This is a genomic window from Mesorhizobium captivum (genome assembly GCF_033977165.1).
In the GTDB taxonomy this organism is placed as follows: domain Bacteria; phylum Pseudomonadota; class Alphaproteobacteria; order Rhizobiales; family Rhizobiaceae; genus Mesorhizobium; species Mesorhizobium captivum.
Genome location: NZ_JAVIJB010000007.1, coordinates 164,526 through 186,171, shown reverse-complemented (window position 1 = coordinate 186,171; position 21,646 = coordinate 164,526). Strand labels below are relative to the sequence as shown.

Below are 21,646 nucleotides of genomic sequence, written 5' to 3'. Positions count from 1 at the left end.
GCGCAAAACGCGCAAAACTGTTCGCGATGTCCTCGCACACCTGTTCGCGATGTCCCCGGTCCAAACAAAGGGGAGAAGGGGGAGCCAGCGATTGGGTCGTTGCTGGAAGTGTTATCTTTGCTCCGCAGAGCTTTTCTATACTGTCTTGGCAGCTCTTGAGCCAATTCTTGTCCTGGGTTTTACTTCGGTCTGATCTACCCCCTCGGCCCTATCCAGAAACCCAGCAATCTCTTCCGGCAGGGTGCCGGTTTCCAGGAAGGGCGCATGGCCTTGGCCGACCACCGTGATCGCCTCCATGCCGGGATGGCGCTTTTCCATCTCCTCGAGGGTGGCCGCAGACAGAAGCTTCGAATTGCCGCCGCGAATCGCGAGCATCGGCACGGCGGCGAGCGCCTCGAATTGCGGCCACAGATCCGGCAGCGGCTTGCTGAAGTCGACGCCGGCCAGCGTGTCGATCAGGGCCGGGTCGAAATCCGGCATCAGCCCGGCCCCCGCAACACGGTAGATGGCAGTCACCATGCCCGCCCAGTCGGCCTCTGTGAGCACCGGAAAATCGGCGCCATGCACCTGCCGCTGCGCTTCGACCGCCTCGGCGAATGTCTTCGGTTTCGGCGCGCGATCGAGGTAGGAGCGGATATGGGCGAGGCCTTGCGCCTCGATCACCGGGCCGATGTCGTTGAGGACGATCGTCCTCAGCACGGCCGGCTTCAACGCGCCGAGCACATGGATGATCAGGCCGCCGCGCGAGGTGCCGATGAAGGCAGCCTCTTCGATGCCGAGTTCCGATAAGCCGGTGAGCACATCGCCGGCTTCGACACCGACATTATAGTGACCGATATCGGGATCGTAGTCGGATTGGCCGCGTCCGCGATAGTCGAAGGCGATGATCTTGCGCGGGCGCTTCGCCTCGCTGGAAAGGTAGAGCGCGAGCTCATGGAAGTCGCGGGCATTGCGCGTGAGGCCGGGCAGGCAAGCGACCGGCCAGACACCGGTGTTCGCCGCGCCATAGATTCGGGCATGGAGCTTCAGACCATCGGGCGCGGCGTAGAAGAAGTCGGAAAAGCCGTCGCTCGCCATCGGAATGCTGCTCCTCTCTGGGATGCCCGACAGCTACAGGCGAGCGCTGGAATGGTCAAATGGCTGAAGCTCCCCCTTCTCCCCTTGTGGGAGAAGGTGGCCGAGCGAAGCTCGGTCGGATGAGGGGTGCTCCAGCTTGGCAAGGACTTTCGTCACCAAGGATGCATGGTGACAATCTCCGGCGCCTCACTCCGTCCAACACCGCTCATCCGTCTCGGCGCTGCGCGCCGATCCACCCCCACAAGGGGAGAAGGGAAAAACCTCAACTCCGCCCGTTCACCAGATCGCCGACGATGTCGTACTTGCCTGAAATACGCATCTTGTAGACTTCGTAATTCTCCATCACGCGCTGCACGTAACTTCTTGTTTCCGTGTAGGGAATCCGCTCGATCCAGTCGACGACGGCGTCGACGTCCCTGCCGCGTGGGTCGCCGTATTTCGTCATCCATTGGGCGGCGCGGTTGGGGCCGGCATTGTAGCCGGCGAAGGTCAGTACATACGAGCCGTCGAAGCGGTCGAGCTGCTCGCCCAGGAAGGCGGAACCCAGCGTCGCATTGTAGCCGGCATCGGTCGTCAGCCGCGCTTGCGAAAAGCTCATGCCGGCTTTTTTCGCCAATTGCTTGGCGGTGCCCGGCATCAGTTGCAAAAGGCCGCGCGCGCCGGCGCTGGAAATCGCGCCGATGTTGAACTCGCTCTCCTGGCGAGCAATGGCGTAGGCCAGCGCCTTGCCGGAGCCGGAAATGTTGGCCGAATCCGGAATGACGCCCAGCGGATGCGACAGCGCGCCGACATCGATCCCGCGCGCCGCTGCGATCTTGCCGACTTTCAGCGCCATGAAATGGTTGCCCTGCTTTTCGGCCAGCACCGCCAGCAGCGCCAACTCGCCCGGGCTGGTCAGCTGCCCGGCAAGGTCGCGATAGAGCGTTTCGGCATAGCGGTCATAGCCTGCCTCCTGCAGCCGCTTGATCGCGCTCACCGCCTCGCGGCCCTCAAAACTCTGGCGGTCGGCCGCGCTCGGCTTCGGATAGACGATGTTGAGGGTCCTGAGGCCCACGCGCTCGCCGGCGAGCTGGCCATAGAAGGTCGTGCCATAGGCGGCCGCGCGGGTGAAGTAGTCCTTCGCGCTGCCCGGACCGCCGACTTCCGCGGCACGGCCGAGCCAGTAATAGGCGCGCGACAGCGACACCGGCCCCTGGGCGAGGTCGGCGATGCGAGAAAAATGCGCGGCGGCCGTCGCCGGGTCGTTCAGGCCGCGCAGCGCATACCAGCCGGCATGGAACTCGGCTTCGGCGGCGCTGGCCGGGCTCTCGGCCGCATGCATGGAGACAATTTTGTAGGCGGTCTTCATGTCGCCCTGGTCGACCAGTTCGCGCGAAAGAACGCGGCGCTCCACCCACCAGGCGTCAGGGTCGACCAGCGCTTCGCGGTCGGTCGGCGCCTTCATCACAATGGCAGCGGCGTCGGCAAACTTCTGCTGCCTGCGCAGATATTCGGCCTGGGCAAAGAAATAGCCGGCAGAACGTTGCGGCGCCGGCACGGCTTTGAGCAGCTTCGCCGCGTTCTTGTCCCCCTTGTCGGCCGCTGCCCATGCGTCCGCCAGTTGTTGCGCCCCGGCGAGGCCTGCGACACGCAGCGCCGAGGACGGCCGATCGGCATAGAACATGCGTTCCATCCGATAGCGGTGGTCGGCTGCGGGGATCAGCGTGCCGAACTCCTTGATGAAAGCGGCCTCGTCCTTCGCTTCCAGCTTCTCCGTGCGCCAGAAAGGCACCAGCACCGCGCGCGCCGCCGCGGCATTGCCAAGCGCCACCTGCGAACGGGCAAGGATCATCACGCCTTCCGGCGTCAGCGGCTGGCTGCGGCCGAAGGCCTGCACCACCACTTGCGGCGTCGGGTTCTCGCGACAGAGCGCGCGCTCGCTGTTCTTGCGCAGCGCTATCGTGCCCGGCCATCCAGGCAGCATTTTTGCCGCGTCGGCGATCTCGCCGCTCGGCACCTGGTCGCCGCCATAGAGCGCGATCGCCCAGGCCAGTATGTGCCGATCGAGCGAGGTGGCGGGCAGCGTGTCGCGCGCATTGCGCGAGCGGGCGATGTCATTGGCGGCGAGCGCGTCGAGGCCGCTCTTCAACTGGGCAATTTCGGCCGGGGCCTGAGCCGGCTGCGCCTGACCCGGAACCTGCGGCGCTTCGGGAGCGGGGATCGCCGCCGTCGCGCGCGCATCGACGCTGCCGCCGATCGCCATCCCCGGCATCAGCGCGATGGCCGCGCTGAGAAGCGCGAAGAGATGAGGCCGCCCCGTCGGCATTATTCTATCCTAGCACATTGTCGGCAGGCAGGGACGCTGAAGGTCTGGTCCCGCAGCCTAAACTCAGGTCGTCAAAGGCGCGTAAACAAAAGGTTATGGAGGCCGTTCGAATTCCCCCTGCTGGCATTATTGCGATGCTTGCCGCTGAACCATGTCGAGACTATGGTGCGCGGCTTCGCTTTCGGGTAGAAGGCGCGCAAATATACCGATCGACAAACACAGATGCATGTCGCCCAAAAGTGGGTACCGGTTTTGGGACAACGACATGCATAAACCAACAAAGTTCCAAGGAGTTTGGACGACATGCTGAGAGGCTCGCTGACTGCGCTCGTTACACCGTTCGAAAAGAGCGGGCGTTTCGACGAGAAAGCCTTTCGCGCGTTTGTCGAATGGCAGATCGCCGAGGGCACCAAGGGCCTCGTTCCGGTCGGCACCACCGGCGAGTCGCCGACGCTGTCGCATGACGAGCACCGCCATGTCGTGAAGGTCTGCATCGAGGTGGCCAAGGGCAGGGTGCCGGTTGTCGCCGGGGCCGGCTCCAACAACACCGAGGAAGCCGTCGGCCTGGTGCAATACGCCGAAAAGGCCGGCGCCGATGCAGCGCTGGTCGTCACGCCTTACTACAACAAGCCGACGCAGCGCGGCCTCTACGAGCATTTCGCTGCTGTCGCGAAGGCAACCAGGCTGCCGATCATCATCTACAACATCCCGCCGCGTTCGGTGATCGACATGACGCCGGAGACGATGGGCAGACTGCGTCACGACTTCAAGAACATCGCCGGCGTGAAGGATGCGACCGGCAAGGTCGAGCGGGTCTCCGAGCAGCGCATGACCTGCGGCAAGGATTTCATCCAGCTTTCCGGCGAGGATGCTTCCGCGCTTGGCTTCAATGCCCATGGCGGCGTCGGCTGCATCTCGGTGACCTCCAATGTCGCCCCGCGCCTTTGCGCCGAATTCCAGGAAGCGACGCTCTCCGGCGACAGCGCCAAGGCGCTCGAGCTGCAGGATCGGCTCCTGCCGCTGCACAAGGCGATCTTCATGGAGCCTGGCGTGTCCGGCGCCAAATACGCGCTGTCGAAGCTGGGCAAGGTCGAGAACGTGGTCCGCTCGCCGCTGGTGACGGTCGAAGCCTCGACCGCGGAGAAGCTCGACGCGGCCATGAAGCATGCCGGCTTGATTAACTAGGGATGAGGCGCCACCTCTCCGCATTATGAATCAAGTCAAGAAAGCCGACCCCAACAACCGGACGGTCGCCGAAAACCGCAAGGCGCGCTTCTCCTACGAGGTGCTCGACACGATCGAGACCGGCTTGGTGCTGACCGGCACCGAGGTCAAGTCGCTGCGTCAGGGCCAGGCCAACATCCAGGAAAGCTACGCCTCGGCCGAGGGCGGCGAGATTTGGCTGATCAATTCCTATCTGCCGGAATATCTGCAGGCCAACCGCTTCAATCATGAGCCGCGCCGGCGTCGCAAGCTGCTCGTCAGCAAGCGCGAGATGGCCAAGCTTGCGCAAAGCGTCGAGCGTGAGGGCATGACGCTGGTGCCGCTGAAAATCTATTTCAACGATCGCGGCCGCGCCAAACTCCTGCTCGCCATCGCACGCGGCAAGAAGCTGCACGACAAGCGCGAGACCGAGAAGCAACGCGACTGGTCGCGCGAGAAGGGGCGGCTATTGAAGGAACGTGGGTGAGAAACGCCCGGTCGGGTTGAGGCGCTGGCGGCGATAGTGCGGTACGACAGGGGAGAGCCGCTGAGTTGAAGAACCGGTTGATCCTCTGGGGCGTGGCAAGCCTGGTCCTTGCGGGCCTCGTCGTTGCGGGAGGCGTTTTCTATTTCCGCACCTACTCGCCGGACCGCATCCGGTTTCCGCTGAGGGGCATCGACGTCTCGCACCATCAGGGCAAGATCGACTGGCGGCGCGTTGCCGCCGACGATGTCGCATTTGCCGTCATCAAGGCAACCGAAGGCGGCGATCATGTCGATGACGCCTTCGCCGCCAACCTGCGCGAAGCCCGCGCCGCCGGCCTTGCCGTCGGCGCCTATCATTTCTTCACCTTCTGCCGGCCCGGCGCCGACCAGGCGAAGAATTTCATCGCCGTCGTGCCGCGCGGAGAGCCCTTACTGCCGCCGGTTGTTGACATCGAATTCGGCGGCAATTGTCCGCAGCGGCCGACGCCCGAGCAACTCGACGCCGAGCTTGCGGCATTCCTCGGTCCGGTCGAGGCCGCCTTCGGCAAGAAGGCGATCGTCTACCTGACCGACGACGCTGCGGCGGCCTATGCCCGGCAGATAGCCACGCGCCCGCTCTGGCTTCGCTCGTTGCTGCAGGAGCCGGACCGCGACGGCTGGATCTACTGGCAGTATCACAACCGAGGTCGCGTCGACGGCATCAACGGCGACGTCGACCTGAATGTTCTCCAGGGCGGACCGGCGAGGCTTGCGGAGCTTTTTGCAGCGCCACCAGGTTCTAGCCCCTCAGAAACGCTTCTATCTCGCTGAAGACATTGACGAACATCGCTTCCGTCAGCACGCCGGTATTGGTGTTGTAGCGCGAGCAGTGGTAGCTGGAAAACAGCGTGATGCCGCCGGCCTCCTGCCGTCCGCCGTGGCGGAACGGAAGCGCGGCGACACGTCCGCCCAGCGCCCTGACCGTCGACTGATGCGCGATCGAGCCCAATGCCAGAACGGCACGCAGATTCGGAAACCTGGCGATCGTCGGCACCAGGAATCTCCGGCAGGTGGCGATCTCCTCGCCCGCCGGCTTGTTCTCCGGCGGCACGCAGCGCACGGCATTGGTGATCGCCGTGCCGACGAGCTCTAGCCCGTCATCGGGCCTCGCCTTAAATTCGCCGCGCGCCAAGCCATGCGCGATGAGCGTGCCGTAGAGCAGGTCGCCAGCATAGTCGCCGGTGAAGGGACGCCCGGTGCGGTTGGCGCCGCGCAGGCCGGGCGCCAGCCCGACGATGAGAAGCCTGACCGAGTCCTCGCCCTCCGGCGGCATGAAGGTCGGCACCGGCGCGTTGAACCAGCTCGGCTCGCGCTCGCGCAAGGTGGCGATGAAGTCGTGCAACCGCGGGCAGAGCGGGCAATCGCGATCGGGTTCGGGGGAAGCCGCGGCGTTCAAGGCCGCCGCTCTCAATAGTCGTCCTCGTCGGCTTCAGCCGGCTCTGGCCGGCGTACCGGCCGTTCCGACGGGTCGCGGCCGACCTCGTTCTTCAATGTCATCAGGTCGATGAAATGGTCGGCCTGGCGGCGCAAATCGTCGGAGATCATCGGCGGCTGCGAGGCCATGGTCGAGATGATCGACACTTTGCGGCCGCGCCGCTGCAGCGCCTCGACCAGCGTACGGAAATCGCCGTCGCCGGAGAAGATGACATAGTGGTCGACGACGTCGGCGAGCTCCAGCGCATCGACGGTGAGCTCGATGTCCATATTGCCTTTTATCTTGCGCCGGCCGGTCGAGTCGGTGAACTCCTTGGCGGGCTTCGTCACCACCTTGAAGCCGTTGTAGTCCAGCCAGTCGATCAGCGGCCGGATCGAGGAATATTCCTGATCCTCGACCAGCGCGGTGTAGTAGTAGGCCCGGAGCAGATAGCCGCGCTTCTGGAAACTCGCGAGAAGCTTGCGGTAGTCGATGTCGAAGCCCAGCGCCCGCGACGTGGCGTAAAGATTGGCGCCGTCGATGAAAAGAGCGATCTTTTCACGGGGATCGAACATTGAAAAACATCCCTTTTTCGAAAATTGCTGTCGTCTAAATGCGCGTGACGGGCAGGCCGATAATGGTCCCTCTTTGCCGTCCCATTCGAGATAACGCCAGATTTATGGATATCCAAGGGCGCGGACGCGGATTGCAAGCAATTGTGATCGGCACTATGTGAACGGCGGGACGATGTCCGGTTGTTGAGCCGGGCAAGGGGTTCGTGGCTGTCGCTGCCGCCATAATGCTTGTATTTCGGCGGCGTCCTTGTTATGGAGCCCGCCAGTTTTCCATCAAATCCACGCATGAAAGGGGCAGTCCATGGCCCGCGTAACCGTTGAAGATTGCATCGACAAGGTCGATAACCGTTTCGAGCTCGTGCTGCTCGCTGGCCACCGTGCCCGCCAGATCAGCCAGGGCGCGCAGATCACCGTTCCTCGCGACAATGACAAGAACCCGGTCATCGCGCTGCGCGAGATCGCCGAGGAGACGCTGTCGCCCGACGACCTCAAGGAAGACCTGATCCATTCGCTGCAGAAGCATGTCGAGGTGGACGAGCCGGAGGCCGACGGCGAGGCGATTGCCGACCAGACCGGCGCCGCCACCGCTGCTGCCGACACCGACGATGCCGAAGAGAATATCGCCTTCGACCGGATGAGCGAGGAAGACCTGCTCGCCGGCATCGAGGGTCTGGTGCCGCCGGAAAAGAGCGACGACTACTAAGAGCTTTTGATAATTCCGCTCAGCCGATAGTTGAGCGGATTCTGAAAAGCTCCGGAGGTTGCCTGGATCAAGCATCCGGCACTTCCGTATCGTCAGTTTCGTGGCTATCTATGGGATGCGTCGCACGCCGGTGCGGCGCATCAATCATTTCAGCACCGCGAGATCCCGCCCATGATGCGTCAGTATGAGCTTGTCGAGCGCGTGCAGCGCTACAAGCCAGACGTAAACGAGGCGCTGCTCAACAAGGCCTATGTCTATGCCATGCAGAAGCATGGCCATCAGAAGCGTGCCTCGGGCGATCCCTATTTCTCGCATCCGCTGGAAGTCGCGGCCATTCTCACCGAAATGCACATGGACGAGGCGACGATCGCCGTTGCCCTTTTGCACGACACGATCGAGGACACGACCGCGACCAGGGCCGAGATCGACGAGCTGTTCGGCCCCGAAATGGGCAAGCTGGTCGAAGGCCTGACCAAGCTGAAGAAGCTCGATCTGGTCTCCAAGAAGGCCGAGCAGGCCGAGAACCTGCGCAAGCTGCTGCTTGCGATCTCCGAGGACATTCGCGTTCTCCTGGTCAAGCTCGCCGACCGCCTGCACAACATGCGCACGCTCGACCATATGCCCGAGTCCAAGCGCCTGCGCATCGCCGAGGAGACGATGGACATCTATGCGCCGCTCGCCGGGCGCATGGGCATGCAAGGCATGCGCGAGGAACTGGAAGAGATCGCCTTCCGCTACATCAATCCGGAAGCCTATCGTGCGGTCACCGCGCGGCTCGCCGAGATCTTCGAGCGCAACAAGGGCGTGCTGGACGAGATCGAGAAGGCGCTGTCGGGCCTGTTCGAAAAGCATGCGATCAAGGCCATCGTCAAAAGCCGGCAGAAGAAGCCGTGGTCGGTCTTCCGCAAGATGGAGGCCAAGGCGCTGTCCTTCGAGCAGCTCTCCGACATCTTCGGTTTCCGCGTCGTCGTCGATACGGTCGAGGACTGCTATCGCGCGCTCGGCGCCATCCACACCGCCTGGTCGATGGTGCCCGGCCGCTTCAAGGACTACATTTCGACGCCAAAGCAGAACGACTACCGGTCGATCCATACCACCATCGTCGGCCCGTCACGCCAGCGCGTCGAACTGCAGATCCGCACCCGCGAGATGAACAAGATCGCCGAATACGGCGTCGCCGCGCACTCGATCTACAAGGACACAGGCGGCAAGGCGAATGGCGCTGCGCACGCGATCTCCAAGGAGACCAACGCCTATGCCTGGCTGCGCCGCACCATCGAGCAGCTGGCTGAAGGCGACAATCCTGAGGACTTCCTGGAAAACACCAAGCTGGAGCTGTTCCAGGATCAGGTGTTCTGCTTCACGCCCAAGGGCATGCTGATTGCATTGCCGCGCGGCGCTACCCCAATCGACTTCGCCTATGCCGTCCACACCGATGTCGGCGACACCTGCGTCGGCGCCAAGGTCAATGGCCGCATCATGCCGCTGATGACGGAGTTGAAGAACGGCGACGAGGTCGAGATCATCCGCTCCAAGGCGCAGGTACCGCCCGCCGCCTGGGAATCGGTCGTCGTCACCGGCAAGGCGCGCGCCGCCATCCGCCGCGCCACCAAGAACGCCATCCGCAAGCAATATTCCGGGCTCGGCGCTCGCATCCTGGAGCGCGCCTTCGAGCGCGCCGGCAAGAGCTTCGCCAAGGAGAATCTGAAGCCGGTGCTGCACCGGCTGGCGCGCAAGGACATCGAGGACGTGCTGGCCTCCGTTGGGCGCGGAGAGCTTGCATCCGCCGACGTCATGAAGGCGGTGTTTCCCGACTATAAGGACGAGCGCGTCACGGTCGCGGCGCCCAAGCAGCGCGAGGAAGGTTGGTCGAAAATCCGCAACGCCGCCGGCATGCTGTTCCAGATGCCGGGACGCGCCCCGCGCAAGGACAAGGACCAGCAGCGCGACGGCGCGGTGCCGATCCGCGGCGTGCGCGGCGATCTGCCGGTGCGCTTCGCGCCGGAAGGGGCGGTGCCCGGCGACCGTATCGTCGGCATCATCCAGCCGGGAACCGGCATCACCATCTATCCGATCCAGTCGCCGGCGCTGCAGGCGTTCGACGACCAGCCGGAGCGCTGGATCGACGTGCGCTGGGACATCGACGAGAGCACCAAGGAGCGCTTCCCCGCGCGCATCTCGGTCACCGCCATCAATGCGCCCGGATCGCTCGCCGACATAGCGCAGGTCGTCGCGTCCAACGACGCCAACATCCACACGCTGTCGATGGTGCGCACCGCGCCTGATTTCACCGAGATGCTGATTGACCTCGAAGTCTGGGACCTGAAGCACCTCAACCGGCTGTTGTCGCAGCTCAAGGACAATTCGAGCGTCAGCGACGCACGGCGCGTGAATGGGTGAATAGTGAATAGTGAATAGTGAAATAGAAGGTGCTCTCACTACCATTCACCATTCACCATTCACCATTCACCACTCGCCACTCGCCAAGGCATGGAGCGAACAATGAACACTGACGAAGTGCTGGGCATTTTCCGCGAGGCCGGCGCGGTTCTCGAAGGCCATTTCATCCTGACGTCGGGCCTGCGCAGTCCGATCTTTCTGCAGAAGGCGCGTGTCTTCATGCATGCCGACAAGACCGAGCGCCTGTGCAAGGCGCTGGCCGAGAAGATCCGAAAAGGTGTGCCGGGCCGGATCGACTATGTCGTCGGCCCCGCGATCGGCGGCCTGATCCCGGCCTACGAGACGTCGCGCCATCTCGGCATTCCGGCGATCTGGGTCGAGCGGGAAGGCGGCGAGTTCAGGCTCCGCCGCTTCGAGATCGCCAAGGGATCGCGCGTCATCATCGTCGAGGACATCGTCACCACCGGCCTCTCGATCCGCGAGACCATCGAATGCCTGCGCGAGCTCGGCGCCGAAGTGGTGGCGGCCGCCTGCATCATCGACCGCTCGGCCGGAAAGACCGATGTTGGCGTGCCGCTGGTCGCGCTCGCCGAATATGAGGTGCCGGCCTATCCGCCGGACCGCCTGCCGCCGGAGCTTGCCGCCATCCCGGCCGTCAAGCCCGGCAGCCGCAACATCTGAAGTCGCGATGTGTGAAAACAAGCACTTGAGCGCACTGTTTGAATCTCTTTGCCAGCGATGCGCGTCGAGATCGCGATGATCGCCGGCATCGACCACTTCGTGCTGACGGTCCGCTCGGTGGAAGCGGCCTGCGATTTCTACCAGCGCGTTCTGGGTATGCGGCGGCTGGACGAGCCGAGCCGGCCGACCGCGCTTCTCTTTGGATCGCAAAAGATCAACCTGCACGAGGTCGGCCGTACTTTCGAGCCGAAGGCAAAGACGCCGACGCCGGGCTCCGGCGATTTCTGTCTCGTCGCGGCAGTGCCTCTTGCCGATATCCGCGCCAGCCTCGAGGCCAATGGGGTGGCGATCGAAGTCGGCCCAGTCGAGCGCACCGGCGCCCGTGGCAGGATGATGTCGGTCTATTTCCGCGATCCAGACGACAATCTGGTCGAGGTCAGCGAGTATCTGGAATAGCTGCAGGTCCGCTCAACCGAGATCGAGCTTCATCGCGCAGCGACGGTCCAGCGGCATGCCGTGCTCGGCCTCGCTGCTGAGCAGGCCGGAGAGCCGCTCGTCGACCTCTGCCCCCTCCAGAATGCGGAAGCCGAACTTCCGGTAGAATGGCGCGTTCCAGGCGACGTCGCGAAACGTGGTCAGCATCAGCACCGCCAGTCCGCGCCGCCTGGCGTCCTTGATTGCCCGTTCAAGCAAGGCGCTGCCGATGCCCGAACCCTGCCGGTCGAGGCGCACGTCGAGCTCCCAGATGTGCAGCGCAAAGCCTTCGAGCCCGGCGCTCAGGAAGCCCACCGGTCGGTCCTGGTCATCGGCGGCGACCCAGCACGCGCCTTCGGCGATCAGCGCGCGCTGCCGCTCGGCGCTCACATTGTCGCCATCGGCAAGCCAGGCCAGCTCCGGGATAGCGCGGAACGCCAGCCCGGCGGACTGCTCGATATCGGGCAATACATCGGCGTCGCCGGCCCGCGCCGGTCGAATGGTGATCATCGGCTTCATTCCGGTGCTTTTCCTCAGTTTCGCCAGAATGGCGCTCTTGTTACCGTCTGCGGCAGACCATCGCGGGCGCGTTTCATTGTTCCGCGGCCCAACCGTCGCTATATCAAAGTTTTGTTGCCTTCCTGCGCCCTCGAAGCGCAAGATATGTTGTCGCGACCCGGGTGGCAGGGGAGCGTGTGTTGGACCGGGAACTGAAACAGAGTGCTTTTTCGACGCCGAGAGCCTGATGGCCTTGTGGAGCGGGTGCGTACTTATCTTTGGCCGCGCCGCTCGTTCTCGCGCTCTGTGCAATATTTCTCCAAGCGCATCCTGCGGCTGAAGGCGACGCCTCATTCCGTGGCGGCCGGCGTCGCGGCGGGCGTCTTCGCCTCCTTCTTCCCGCTTGGCTTCCACTTCGTCATTGCCGCCGTGCTATGCTGGATCATCGCCGGCAATCTGGTGGCGGCGGCGCTCGGCACGGTGTTCTTCGGCAATCCGCTGACCTTCCCGCTGCTCTGGGGCGCCTCCTGGGAGACCGGCAAGCTCATCCTGCATGAACGCCTGCCCAAGCATGGGCCGCCCGAGCATCTGGGCGAAATGATGCACACGCTTTCCTTCGCCAAGCTGTGGCATCCGATTCTCGAGCCTATGCTTCTCGGCGCCGTGCCGCTCGGGCTGATCTTCGGGCTTGTCTTTTACGGTGTCACACGCTGGGGCATGACCGTGTTTCGCGAGCAGCGGAAGAAACGCATGGCCGAACGAGCCGAGAAGGCCAAGCGCGCTGGCGGGCGGGAAGTGCCCGCGGAATGATCATCGGCATCGGCAGCGACCTGATCGACATCAGACGTATCGAGAAGTCGCTGGAGCGGCACGGCCGGCGCTTCATCCAGCGCATCTACACCGAGGTCGAGCAGGCAAAATCGGAAAAGCGCGCGGCGCGTGCCGCCTCCTACGCCAAGCGCTTCGCCGCCAAGGAGGCTTGCGCCAAGGCGCTTGGCACCGGCATGGCCGAGGGCGTCTTCTGGCGCGACATGGGCGTGGTCAATTTGCCCAGCGGCGCGCCGACCATGGCGCTGACCGGTGGCGCCGCCGCCAGGCTGGAGAAAATCCTGCCCAAGGGCCACCGTGCGCTGATCCACCTCACCATCACCGACGATTTTCCGCTTGCTCAAGCCTTTGTGATCATCGAGGCAGTGCCCGCCGAACAAGCGCCACATTGATTCCATCTGACCACGGGCGGCATGACGTTGCCCAGCGCGCGCCGAGACTCTATACCAACCAACGCACAATCGAGGACGACATGAGCGTGGCTGAAAAATCGCAGAAGAAATCCGGCGGGCTTGGCGAAACCTTCTCCGTCATCATCCAGGCTCTGCTGCTCGCGCTCGTGATCCGCACGCTGCTGTTCCAGCCCTTCTCCATCCCGTCCGGCTCGATGCGGCCGACGCTGCTCGAAGGCGACTATCTCTTCGTCACCAAATGGGCCTACGGCTATTCGCGCTATTCGCTGCCCTTCGGCCCGAACGTGTTCTCCGGCCGCATCTGGGGCTCCGAGCCCAAGCGCGGCGACGTGGTCGTGTTCAAGTTCCCGCCGGATCCGTCCGTCGACTACATCAAGCGCGTCGTCGGCCTGCCCGGCGACAAGATCCAGGTCAAGGACGGCCAGCTCTCCATCAACGGCGTCGCCGTGCCGCGCGAAAAGGTTGGCCAGATCGACAATCCCGACATCACCGAGGTCGACCGTCCCGTCGACGTCTATCGCGAGACGCTGCCCAACGGCGTCACCTATGACACGCTCGATCTGACGCCCAATTCGATCGGCGACAACACGCGCGAGTTCGATGTGCCGCCCGGCCACTATTTCATGATGGGCGACAACCGCGACAATTCCTCCGACAGCCGCTTCACCGTCGGCTTCGTGCCAGCCGAGAACCTTGTCGGCCGCGCCAACGTCATCTTCTTCTCGATCGCCGACGGCGCGAGCCCGTTGGAAGTCTGGAAGTGGCCGTCGCTGATGCGCGTCGGGCGCCTGTTCCATTTCGTCCACTAGAGCGATGGCGGCCACCAAGCGTTTGACCGCCGATGCCCTTGCCGAAGCGCTTGTCGAGCGCACCGGCCACGCCTTCGCCGATCGCCAGCGCCTGCAGCGCGCGCTGACCCACGCCAGCGCGCGCTCGACCCGTGCCGGCGTCGACTACGAACGCTTCGAATTCCTGGGCGACCGCGTTCTCGGCCTTGTCGTGGCCGATATGCTGCTCGCTGCCTTCCCCGACGCGGCCGAGGGCGAGTTGTCGCTGCGCCTCAACGCGCTGGTCAATGCCGAGGCGCTGTCCGAGATCGCCGAAGAGATCGGCCTGCCGGAACTGGTCCGCGCCGGCTCCGATTTGCGCAACCTTGAGGGCCGCAAGCGCACCAATCTGCGTGCCGACGCGCTGGAATCGCTGATTGCCGTGCTTTACCTGGATGGTGGCTTTGAGACTGCCCGCGCGTTCATCCACCGCTATTGGCAGCCGCGCTCGCAAGCGATCGGTGCTGCCCGCCGCGACGCCAAGACAGAATTGCAGGAATGGGCGCATCAGGCGGCGTCGGGCGCCGTCCCGGCCTACCGGGTGGATGCTCGCGAGGGACCTGATCACGATCCGCTGTTCACCGTCAGCGTCAAGGTTGGCCACTTTGCGCCGGCAATCGGCAGCGGCCGTTCCAAGCGCGAGGCCGAACAGGCCGCGGCCGCGGCCCTGTTGCTGCGCGAAGGCGTATGGAGCGCTGCATGACCGGCACCGAAGCTCCTGAAGCACCCGCCACGCGCTCCGGCTTCGTCGCGCTGATCGGCGCGCCCAATGCCGGCAAGTCGACGCTGGTCAACCAGCTGGTCGGCGCCAAGGTCTCGATCGTCACCCACAAGGTGCAGACGACGCGCGCGATCGTGCGCGGCATCGCCACGCATGAGAATGCGCAGATCGTCTTCGTCGACACGCCCGGTATCTTCAAGCCGAAGCGGCGGCTGGACACGGCGATGGTCACCACCGCCTGGGGCGGCGCCAAGGACGCGGACGTCGTGGTGCTTCTGATCGATGCTGAGCGCGGCATCAGGGGCGATGCGGATGCCATTCTCGACCGGCTGAAGGACGTCAGGCAGCCGATGCTGCTCGTCCTCAACAAGGTCGACCGCGTCAAGCCGGAGACGCTTCTTTCGCTGGCGGCGACAGCGAACGAGCGTGTGCCGTTCAAGCGCACCTTCATGGTCTCGGCCCTCACCGGCTCCGGCTGCAAGGATCTGCTCGACTATCTCGCCGGGACGCTTCCCGTTGGGCCCTGGTACTATCCGGAAGACCAGATCTCCGACCTGCCGATGCGCCAGCTCGCGGCCGAGATTACGCGAGAGAAACTTTATCTGCGGCTGCATCAGGAGCTTCCCTATTCCTCCCATATCGAAACCGAGAAATGGGAAGAGAAGAAGGACGGCTCGGTGCGCATCGAGCAGGTCATCTATGTCGAGCGCGACAGCCAGAAGAAGATCGTGCTCGGCCACAAGGGCGAGACGATCCGCGCCATCGGCCAGGCCGCGCGGGCGGAGATCGCCGACATCCTCGAGCAGAAGGTGCACCTCTTCCTGTTCGTGAAGGTGCGCGAGAACTGGGGCGACGACCCCGAGCGCTACCGCGAGATGGGATTGGAGTTTCCCAACTGATGCAAGTCGCCCAAAAGTGCGACGCGGTTTTGGGATAACGACATGCAAAACTCAGAAGTCGACATCGATGCGGAGCTGGTGCGCCGGCTGGTCGGCGCGCAGTTTCCTCAATGGCGGCATCTGGCGGTCAGCCCTGTCGTCTTTGGCGGCTGGGACAATCGCACCTTCCATCTCGGCGACGAAATGACGGTCAGGCTGCCAAGTGCGGCTCCTTATTCGCTGCAGGTCGAGAAGGAGCATCGCTGGCTGCCGCAGCTCGCGCCGCTTCTGCCTCTGCCGATCCCGGTGCCGCTCGCCATGGGCGAGCCGGCGGATGGCTATCCGTGGCACTGGTCCGTTTACCGCTGGATCGAAGGCGAGACGGCAAAGACCGGGCGCATCGCCGACCTTCGAGAGTTCGCGGTCAGGCTCGCCGAGTTCCTCGTGGCCCTGAAGCGGATCGATCCGACCGGCGGGCCGGGGCCAGGCCAGCACAATTTCTATCGCGGCGGACCGCTGACCGTCTATGACGGGGAGGCGAGGCGGGCCGTCGCCGCGCTCGAAGGCGAGATCGATACCCAGGCCGCTACCATCGTCTGGGAAGCGGCCCTTGCTGCCGCATGGCACGGCTCGCCCGTCTGGTTCCATGGCGATGTCGCCTGGGGCAATCTCTTGGTCGAGGACGGCCGCTTGAGCGCGGTCATCGATTTCGGCACCTCCGGCGTCGGCGACCCGTCCTGCGACCTGGCGATCGCCTGGACGTTCTTCGAGGGTGAAAGCCGCGAGGCGTTTCGCACCCGCATCGCCGTCGATCGGGCGACCTGGGCGCGCGGCCGCGGCTGGACGCTGTGGAAGGCGCTGATCACGGTCGCCGGACATGACGCCAACCAGGCCGAGATCGGGAAAGCCTGGCGCGTGATCGGCGAGGTGCTTGCCGACCACAAGCGTTGGGCGTGATGGGCAAAATGGTGGCGTCAAGGGGATGGACGACCGGAAATGCGCGAAGCGGTCATCCGTCGCCAGTACTCGAATGACCGCAATAGGGGCCGAAGGCAGATGGTTCGCTTGTGGTGCGGGGAAGAACGATAGCGGACGTTAAATCTAAGGATCCGATGTCCTGAGTTGACCCAATCGAGCCATTCTCGCAGGCAAGCTCGACTGTCTTGAATGTGGCAAAATACGGCATTGGTGACACCTCGCCGTATGAGCCGTCGATGAAACACGCGGAAAGAGGGGATTTGCTACCTAGTGCTGGTGGGCTCGGTTTCCTTTCAGAGCAACCGATAGTATGATCCGCCGGGGTCAGGCCAACAATGGACCGCAAGCTTTCCGCGATTCTTGCCGCAGATGTAGTGGGCTATTCGTCTCTGATGGAGCGCGACGAGGCCGGTACGTTCGAGCGCCTTCGTGCCGGACGCAAAGAACTGTTCGAACCCGAAATTGCTCGCCACCACGGCCATATCTTCAAGCTGATGGGCGATGGGATGCTGGCCGAATTCGGCAGTGTCGTCGATGCCGTCGAATGTGCAGTGTCGCTGCAGCGCGGCCTGTCCGAGCGCAACGCCTCGCTTCCCGAGGCGGAACAAATCCTGGTGCGGATCGGTATCAACCTCGGCGAGGTGATCGTTGACGGCAACGACCGGTATGGCGATGGGGTCAACATCGCGGCCAGACTTCAGCAGTTAGCGGAACCGGGCGGCATCTGCGTCTCGGGAAAAGTGGCCAAGGAGGTCGAGAGGAAGCTGGCGTTCACATTTGAGTCAATGGGCGAACAGAGGGTTAAGAACATCACCGAACCGGTTCGGGCGTATCGCGTACTGCTTGACCCAGCGGCAGCGGGCAAGACCCTCCATGCTCGTCGCCAGCCGCGCGCCTGGCGTTTTCCAGTCGCAGCGGGTGTTCTCATCCTGGCTCTCGGCCTTGCAGCAGCATGGTGGCAGCCGTGGGAGAGACCTGCACAGGCTGTCGTTCCGACCGTCAGCGTGGCAGCCGACATCCGGCCCTCGCTAGTCGTCCTGCCTTTCGACAATCTCAGCGACGACAAGGAACAAGAATATCTCGCAAACGGCTTCACCGAGGATCTGACGACCGCACTGGCGCGTGTGCCGGGTCTTTTCGTCTTCTCCCCCAACGCGGCCTCCGTTTACAAGGACAAGGACCCGAAGCCGGAGGAGATTGCGGCGGCATTGGGCGTCCGGTACCTGCTGAAAGGCTCGATTCGCCGCGTCGGCGACGACATGCGCATCAATGCGCAGCTGATCGATGGCTCGACATCCAGGCATCTCTGGGCGGAGCGTTTCGACGGCCAATGGGCGGACGTATTCGCGCTGCAGGACAGGGTTGTCAGCAGCATCGCGGGCGCGCTCCAGCTCCGCCTGGTGGGCGGCGCGCCGTCCGCCCGGGCGGGAGGCACAAGTAATCCCGAGGCCTATGAGGCCTATCTCAAGGGGATGGACATCTACAACCGTATCAACACGCCCGAGGAGTTTGCGCAGGCTGTGAAGCATTTCCAGCAAGCGCTGCAACTCGACCCCGATTTCGGCGCGGCGTACGCCCAGCTCGCCTGGGCCTATTGGGACGCGGATGTCACTCGGGCCGTAGTAATGGGGCTTACGGAGGACGAGGCCCATGACAAGATCTATGAAACCCTGAAAGCGGCGGCCAGGTATCCTTCGCCGGGCTACTATCAGCTCGTCGCTGAGTTGATGGTCCGCGAGCACGACTCGGACGACGCAGTCACCGTTCTTCTGAAGTCGGTGGCGCTCGATCCCAGCGATACTTGGAACTATCTCTCGCTGGCCAATGCCCTGAATTTCAACGGCAGGCCGAAGGAAGTGCAGAGCTATCTCGATGCGGCTACGCGCGTCGACCCAAACTCGTGGATGGACTACAGGCGCTACCAAGCCGGACTGGCCGAGTTCGGCCAGGAGAAGTTTGAGGACTCGGTTCGCTCTATCGAGAAGATGGACCTTAAATCACCCGATTCACGGGCGAATTTCTACGCCCTGCAGGTCCTTATTTCGGCTTATGGGCATCTTGGGCGCACAGACCAGGCCGCGCCCGCTTTGGAAACGCTTAGGAAGGTTGTTGCGCGGAGAATGGAATGGGAGCTGAGCCAGTTGATCACCCAGGATTACATGGTGTTCAAGAATACGGCCGATATCGAACGCCTTTTGGCCGGGCTGACCAAGGCAGGTGTGCCCGAGCTGCCGGCATTGGCAAAGGCAGGCATGAATCCGAAGGACCGGCTCACAGGGGCGGAAATAAGGTCTCTCATGTTCGGCCACGAAACGCGCGGAAAATTGGTAAACCCCACGTTCCTGCCGATGCAGCGCACAACCTCGGTCGACGGCGCCGTCAGCGAAACCGTTGGCCGGAGAACCCGCACAGGAACCTCGTGGGTGCAAGGCAATTTCTTGTGCAACGCCTTCCCCAGAGAACAGACAAGCTGTGGGGCGATTTTTCGCAATTCATTCAGAACGCCTAGGCGTCAGGACGAATACAAGAGCGTATACCGTTGGGAACAATTTGAATTTTCGGTCGTCGAGTGAGCTCCCAAAATGCTGCAAGGGCTGAAAGTCGGCTTGCGCATATGCATGCGACCTTGTTCGCCATAACCGCAGACGACCGGAATTGGCCCAAAAGCTGCATGGGTCCAGTGCATTGGCGATGTCCGCTTTTGGTGAATCGACGGGACAGTAGGAATGACTGCCAATGGGCGCGAAGCTGCCCTTTCGCGTCGTGGAAGACGGACGTCGGCTTGGTCAAGAAGCCGAAGTCGGGCCGGAACCTCTTGGGCCAATTCCTGAGCGGTCCTTGCTAGGAAACCTCGGTCTGGTCGGGCGCATCGCGCCCTTCATCGGGCGGACCGTCCTGGGTAACCGAGGTCTTGCGCTGGCGTTTGGGCGACTTGGCCGACGCCGCGTTTGTCGCCGCGCCGCGCTTGGGCTTTCCCGTCGTCGGCCCGGGACGCTGCCGCTTGATGCGCGGCAGTGGTGACTTGCCCGCCTTGTCTTCGCCGCCCATGTAGAACGTGACATGGGGGAAAGGTATCTCGATGCCGCGCTCGTCGAAGACCTCCTTGATGATCTCGTTATAGGCGCGACCCAGGGCAAAATGCTTTCCGGGCTTGGTCTTGATGCGGGCCCTGACCAGAATGGCGGAGTCGGCGAACTCGGTCACGCCATGCATCTCGAGGCCGCCGATGATGTCGCCCGCGAACCCGGCCTCCTTCAGTTTGTCGAAGGCGTCGTGCATCGCCTGCTTCACCTCAGGTATGCTGGCCTCGTAGTCCACGCCGATCGACGCGACGTGATAGCTGAAGTTCTTCATGAAGTTCGTCACGGCATCGACGGAAGAGAACGGTATAAGGTGATAGGCGCCGTCGAGGGTGCGCAGCGACACGGAACGAATTGTCAGTCGCTCAACGGTGCCGGTGACCCCTCCTGCGGTCACCACATCGCCTTCATTCATCGCGTTCTCGAACTGTATGAAGGCGCCGGTGATGATGTCCTGCACGAGTTTTTGCGCGCCGAAGCCGACCGCAAGGCCGACAACGCCGGCGCCGGCAAGCAGTGGGCCGATGTTTACGCCGAATTCGGACAGGACCAGCATGACGATGAGGACGCCCAGCGCAACCACAAAGGCGTTGCGGAACAGGGAGAGAAGCGTCCGTTCGCGTGGGGAGGGGACATGGCCGTAATTCGGATTGAGGCGATATTCCACCCACGACTGGACGGCGAGATAGATCAGGCCGCCGACCAGCATTATCAGGATCGCGGAAACGATTGACACGGCGAAGCGCTGGCCGACTTCGCTCGACAGCCACCCGACAACGTCTGCCGCTCGCCAGAATTGGGCGATGACCAGCAACACAACCGCGGCGACCAGGATGCGAACCATCCTGAGCACGTTGGGAACAAAGGCATTGAGGCGCCGCTCGAGCAACGGAAGCCGCTCGCTGACTTCGGCGGGCAGGTTTATCCCGGCTCCGGCGACCCGCGCGATCACGCCTGTCAGCAGCACGCCTATGGCCACCGCGACGATCGACTGGACGGTGGCCGCAAGAACGAACGGCAGGGCCATTGCGGGAGCCGCGAGCCACAGAACAAAGACGAGGACCAGGTATCCGATCGCCACGACGTGCCAAAGCCTGGCGAGGCTGGCCAGGAACCTGCCCAGAATGTCGGTTCGGCGGGTCTCGCTGCGGCGCAGCAGCAATCGCCGTACCTGATCGCGGTTCTGCAGGATGATGATCAGGGCGAGCACTAGCGCGGCAAACATCACGACCACGCGGACCACTTGCGCGGCGTCTTCCGAGACGTTGATCGCAACGATCGGCGCGAGGAAGAACGTGGTGTAGCCGACCACGCTGACGAAGCGGCTCAGCCAGAAATACCAGTATGCTGCCGTTGTATCGCTCAACGTCCAGATCCGCAGCGCGGGCCATCTCGGGGCAAGCAGTGTGCGCGCAAGGACCTTGATGAACTCGATGACCAGAAAGGCGTTTAGGAACAGCGCACGGTTCATCTCCGCCTGGCCCGCCTGGTCGATAACGAATGCGGAGAGCGAAGACACCGAACCGATTGCCCAGGCCGCGAGCACGGTGAGCGCGTCGGCCAGCGCGGACAACCCGATGAAGCCGAACCGCTCGAACCTGCCGCCACGTGTCGCGGCATTGGCGAATGCGCGCTGGAACCGTCCAAAGGCCAGCCGCAACGCGAGGTAGACGGCGAAGGTGAGGACCACGACAAGGGCGCTGTTGCGCACGGCGTTCCAAAGGCTCTGCACATCGATCGAGACGCCTCCGGAAAAGACGCCGGCAATTCTCTCGACGAGGGCGGCGATCGTCTTGATCAGGCCGGAAGCGCTCTCTGCCGCGTCCCTCGTATACGCGGCGACTTCCTGTGCAATCGTCGTTTCAGGCGCTGCCTCGGCGGCCGGCTGGCGGCCTTCCGCGGCCGCGGCGCGCAGCTTGTCGATCAGGCGGTGCCGCGCCTGATCATTCTCCAGGATGGTGATGAGCGCTTCGACGTCCGCGTTCGGCTCGCCGGGCTTGGAACCCCCTTGTTGTACGGCCGGCTGGGCGAAGCTTGGTGCGCCGCAGAGCAGTAGAAACAACAAC

General features: G+C 63.5%; 20 protein-coding genes. 14 read left to right on the top strand and 6 right to left on the bottom strand.

Annotated features, from left to right (window positions below):
• Positions 1 to 135 precede the first annotated feature (135 nt).
• Positions 136 to 1,077, bottom strand: coding sequence for an alpha/beta fold hydrolase (locus RFM40_RS09220; RefSeq protein ID WP_320277440.1), 942 nt, complete (start codon positions 1,075 to 1,077; stop codon positions 136 to 138).
• Positions 1,078 to 1,339: 262 nt separating this feature from the next.
• Positions 1,340 to 3,382 carry a lytic transglycosylase domain-containing protein gene (locus tag RFM40_RS09215; protein WP_320277439.1) on the bottom strand — a complete coding sequence of 681 codons (2,043 nt, stop codon included), beginning with the start codon at positions 3,380 to 3,382 and terminating at the stop codon, positions 1,340 to 1,342.
• Between the two features lie 303 nt (positions 3,383 to 3,685).
• On the opposite strand from RFM40_RS09215, the gene dapA reads away from it, so the two are divergent.
• The 3 genes from dapA (at position 3,686) to RFM40_RS09200 (ending at position 5,881) form a co-directional block, all read left to right on the top strand.
• Entirely contained in the window at positions 3,686 to 4,567 is an 882-nt protein-coding gene (dapA, locus tag RFM40_RS09210; protein ID WP_320228284.1) for a 4-hydroxy-tetrahydrodipicolinate synthase, read from the top strand.
• A 25-nt stretch (positions 4,568 to 4,592) separates the two neighbouring features.
• Complete coding sequence (gene smpB, locus RFM40_RS09205) at positions 4,593 to 5,072, top strand: SsrA-binding protein SmpB (RefSeq protein WP_067321086.1); 480 nt, start codon at positions 4,593 to 4,595, stop codon at positions 5,070 to 5,072.
• 65 nt (positions 5,073 to 5,137) lie between these two features.
• Complete coding sequence (locus RFM40_RS09200) at positions 5,138 to 5,881, top strand: glycoside hydrolase family 25 protein (RefSeq protein WP_320228285.1); 744 nt, start codon at positions 5,138 to 5,140, stop codon at positions 5,879 to 5,881.
• On the opposite strand, the gene RFM40_RS09195 is transcribed toward RFM40_RS09200, so the two are convergent.
• Together RFM40_RS09195 and RFM40_RS09190 are read right to left on the bottom strand one after the other, a co-directional pair.
• Complete coding sequence (locus tag RFM40_RS09195; protein ID WP_430691655.1) at positions 5,850 to 6,521, bottom strand: uracil-DNA glycosylase; 672 nt, start codon at positions 6,519 to 6,521, stop codon at positions 5,850 to 5,852. The two genes, RFM40_RS09200 and RFM40_RS09195, sit on opposite strands and share 32 nt — an antisense overlap.
• Positions 6,518 to 7,099: a LabA-like NYN domain-containing protein gene (locus tag RFM40_RS09190; RefSeq protein WP_128372149.1), complete on the bottom strand. Its 582-nt coding sequence runs from the start codon at positions 7,097 to 7,099 to the stop codon at positions 6,518 to 6,520. The genes RFM40_RS09195 and RFM40_RS09190 overlap by 4 nt, the downstream gene beginning before the upstream one ends.
• A 301-nt stretch (positions 7,100 to 7,400) precedes the next feature.
• Between RFM40_RS09190 and rpoZ the strand changes: the two genes are divergently transcribed.
• From rpoZ to RFM40_RS09170, 4 genes are all read left to right on the top strand, one after another.
• Positions 7,401 to 7,802, top strand: coding sequence for a DNA-directed RNA polymerase subunit omega (rpoZ, locus tag RFM40_RS09185; protein ID WP_040972027.1), 402 nt, complete (start codon positions 7,401 to 7,403; stop codon positions 7,800 to 7,802).
• 171 nt (positions 7,803 to 7,973) lie between these two features.
• Entirely contained in the window at positions 7,974 to 10,202 is a 2,229-nt protein-coding gene (locus RFM40_RS09180; RefSeq protein WP_320277438.1) for a RelA/SpoT family protein, read from the top strand.
• A gap of 102 nt (positions 10,203 to 10,304) precedes the next feature.
• Complete coding sequence (pyrE, locus tag RFM40_RS09175) at positions 10,305 to 10,883, top strand: orotate phosphoribosyltransferase (protein ID WP_320228288.1); 579 nt, start codon at positions 10,305 to 10,307, stop codon at positions 10,881 to 10,883.
• 75 nt (positions 10,884 to 10,958) lie between these two features.
• Positions 10,959 to 11,339: a VOC family protein gene (locus RFM40_RS09170; protein ID WP_320228365.1), complete on the top strand. Its 381-nt coding sequence runs from the start codon at positions 10,959 to 10,961 to the stop codon at positions 11,337 to 11,339.
• Between the two features lie 12 nt (positions 11,340 to 11,351).
• Here the strand turns inward: RFM40_RS09170 and RFM40_RS09165 are convergent, their stop codons facing one another.
• A complete protein-coding gene (locus RFM40_RS09165) occupies positions 11,352 to 11,876 on the bottom strand; it encodes a GNAT family N-acetyltransferase (protein ID WP_320277437.1) in 525 nt (174 codons plus the stop codon).
• 201 nt (positions 11,877 to 12,077) lie between these two features.
• On the opposite strand from RFM40_RS09165, the gene RFM40_RS09160 reads away from it, so the two are divergent.
• From RFM40_RS09160 to RFM40_RS09130, 7 genes are all read left to right on the top strand, one after another.
• Positions 12,078 to 12,665: a DUF2062 domain-containing protein gene (locus RFM40_RS09160; protein WP_320277436.1), complete on the top strand. Its 588-nt coding sequence runs from the start codon at positions 12,078 to 12,080 to the stop codon at positions 12,663 to 12,665.
• Complete coding sequence (gene acpS, locus RFM40_RS09155) at positions 12,662 to 13,075, top strand: holo-ACP synthase (RefSeq protein WP_059189099.1); 414 nt, start codon at positions 12,662 to 12,664, stop codon at positions 13,073 to 13,075. Before RFM40_RS09160 ends, acpS begins: the two co-directional genes overlap by 4 nt.
• Before the next feature lie 80 nt (positions 13,076 to 13,155).
• Complete coding sequence (gene lepB / locus RFM40_RS09150; protein WP_320228292.1) at positions 13,156 to 13,905, top strand: signal peptidase I; 750 nt, start codon at positions 13,156 to 13,158, stop codon at positions 13,903 to 13,905.
• Positions 13,892 to 14,626 carry a ribonuclease III gene (gene rnc, locus RFM40_RS09145; protein WP_430691656.1) on the top strand — a complete coding sequence of 245 codons (735 nt, stop codon included), beginning with the start codon at positions 13,892 to 13,894 and terminating at the stop codon, positions 14,624 to 14,626. Before lepB ends, rnc begins: the two co-directional genes overlap by 14 nt.
• Complete coding sequence (gene era, locus RFM40_RS09140) at positions 14,611 to 15,543, top strand: GTPase Era (RefSeq protein WP_430691654.1); 933 nt, start codon at positions 14,611 to 14,613, stop codon at positions 15,541 to 15,543. The genes rnc and era overlap by 16 nt, the downstream gene beginning before the upstream one ends.
• A gap of 42 nt (positions 15,544 to 15,585) precedes the next feature.
• Positions 15,586 to 16,479 (top strand): aminoglycoside phosphotransferase family protein, encoded by an 894-nt coding sequence (locus RFM40_RS09135; RefSeq protein WP_320228295.1) that lies wholly within the window; start codon positions 15,586 to 15,588, stop codon positions 16,477 to 16,479.
• 356 nt (positions 16,480 to 16,835) lie between these two features.
• Entirely contained in the window at positions 16,836 to 19,073 is a 2,238-nt protein-coding gene (locus RFM40_RS09130; RefSeq protein ID WP_320277433.1) for an adenylate/guanylate cyclase domain-containing protein, read from the top strand.
• A gap of 268 nt (positions 19,074 to 19,341) precedes the next feature.
• Here RFM40_RS09130 and RFM40_RS09125 read toward each other — a convergent pair whose 3' ends face one another.
• On the bottom strand, positions 19,342 to 21,645 hold the full coding sequence (locus RFM40_RS09125) for a mechanosensitive ion channel domain-containing protein (RefSeq protein WP_320277432.1): 2,304 nt from the start codon (positions 21,643 to 21,645) through the stop codon (positions 19,342 to 19,344).
• Position 21,646 lies beyond the last annotated feature (1 nt).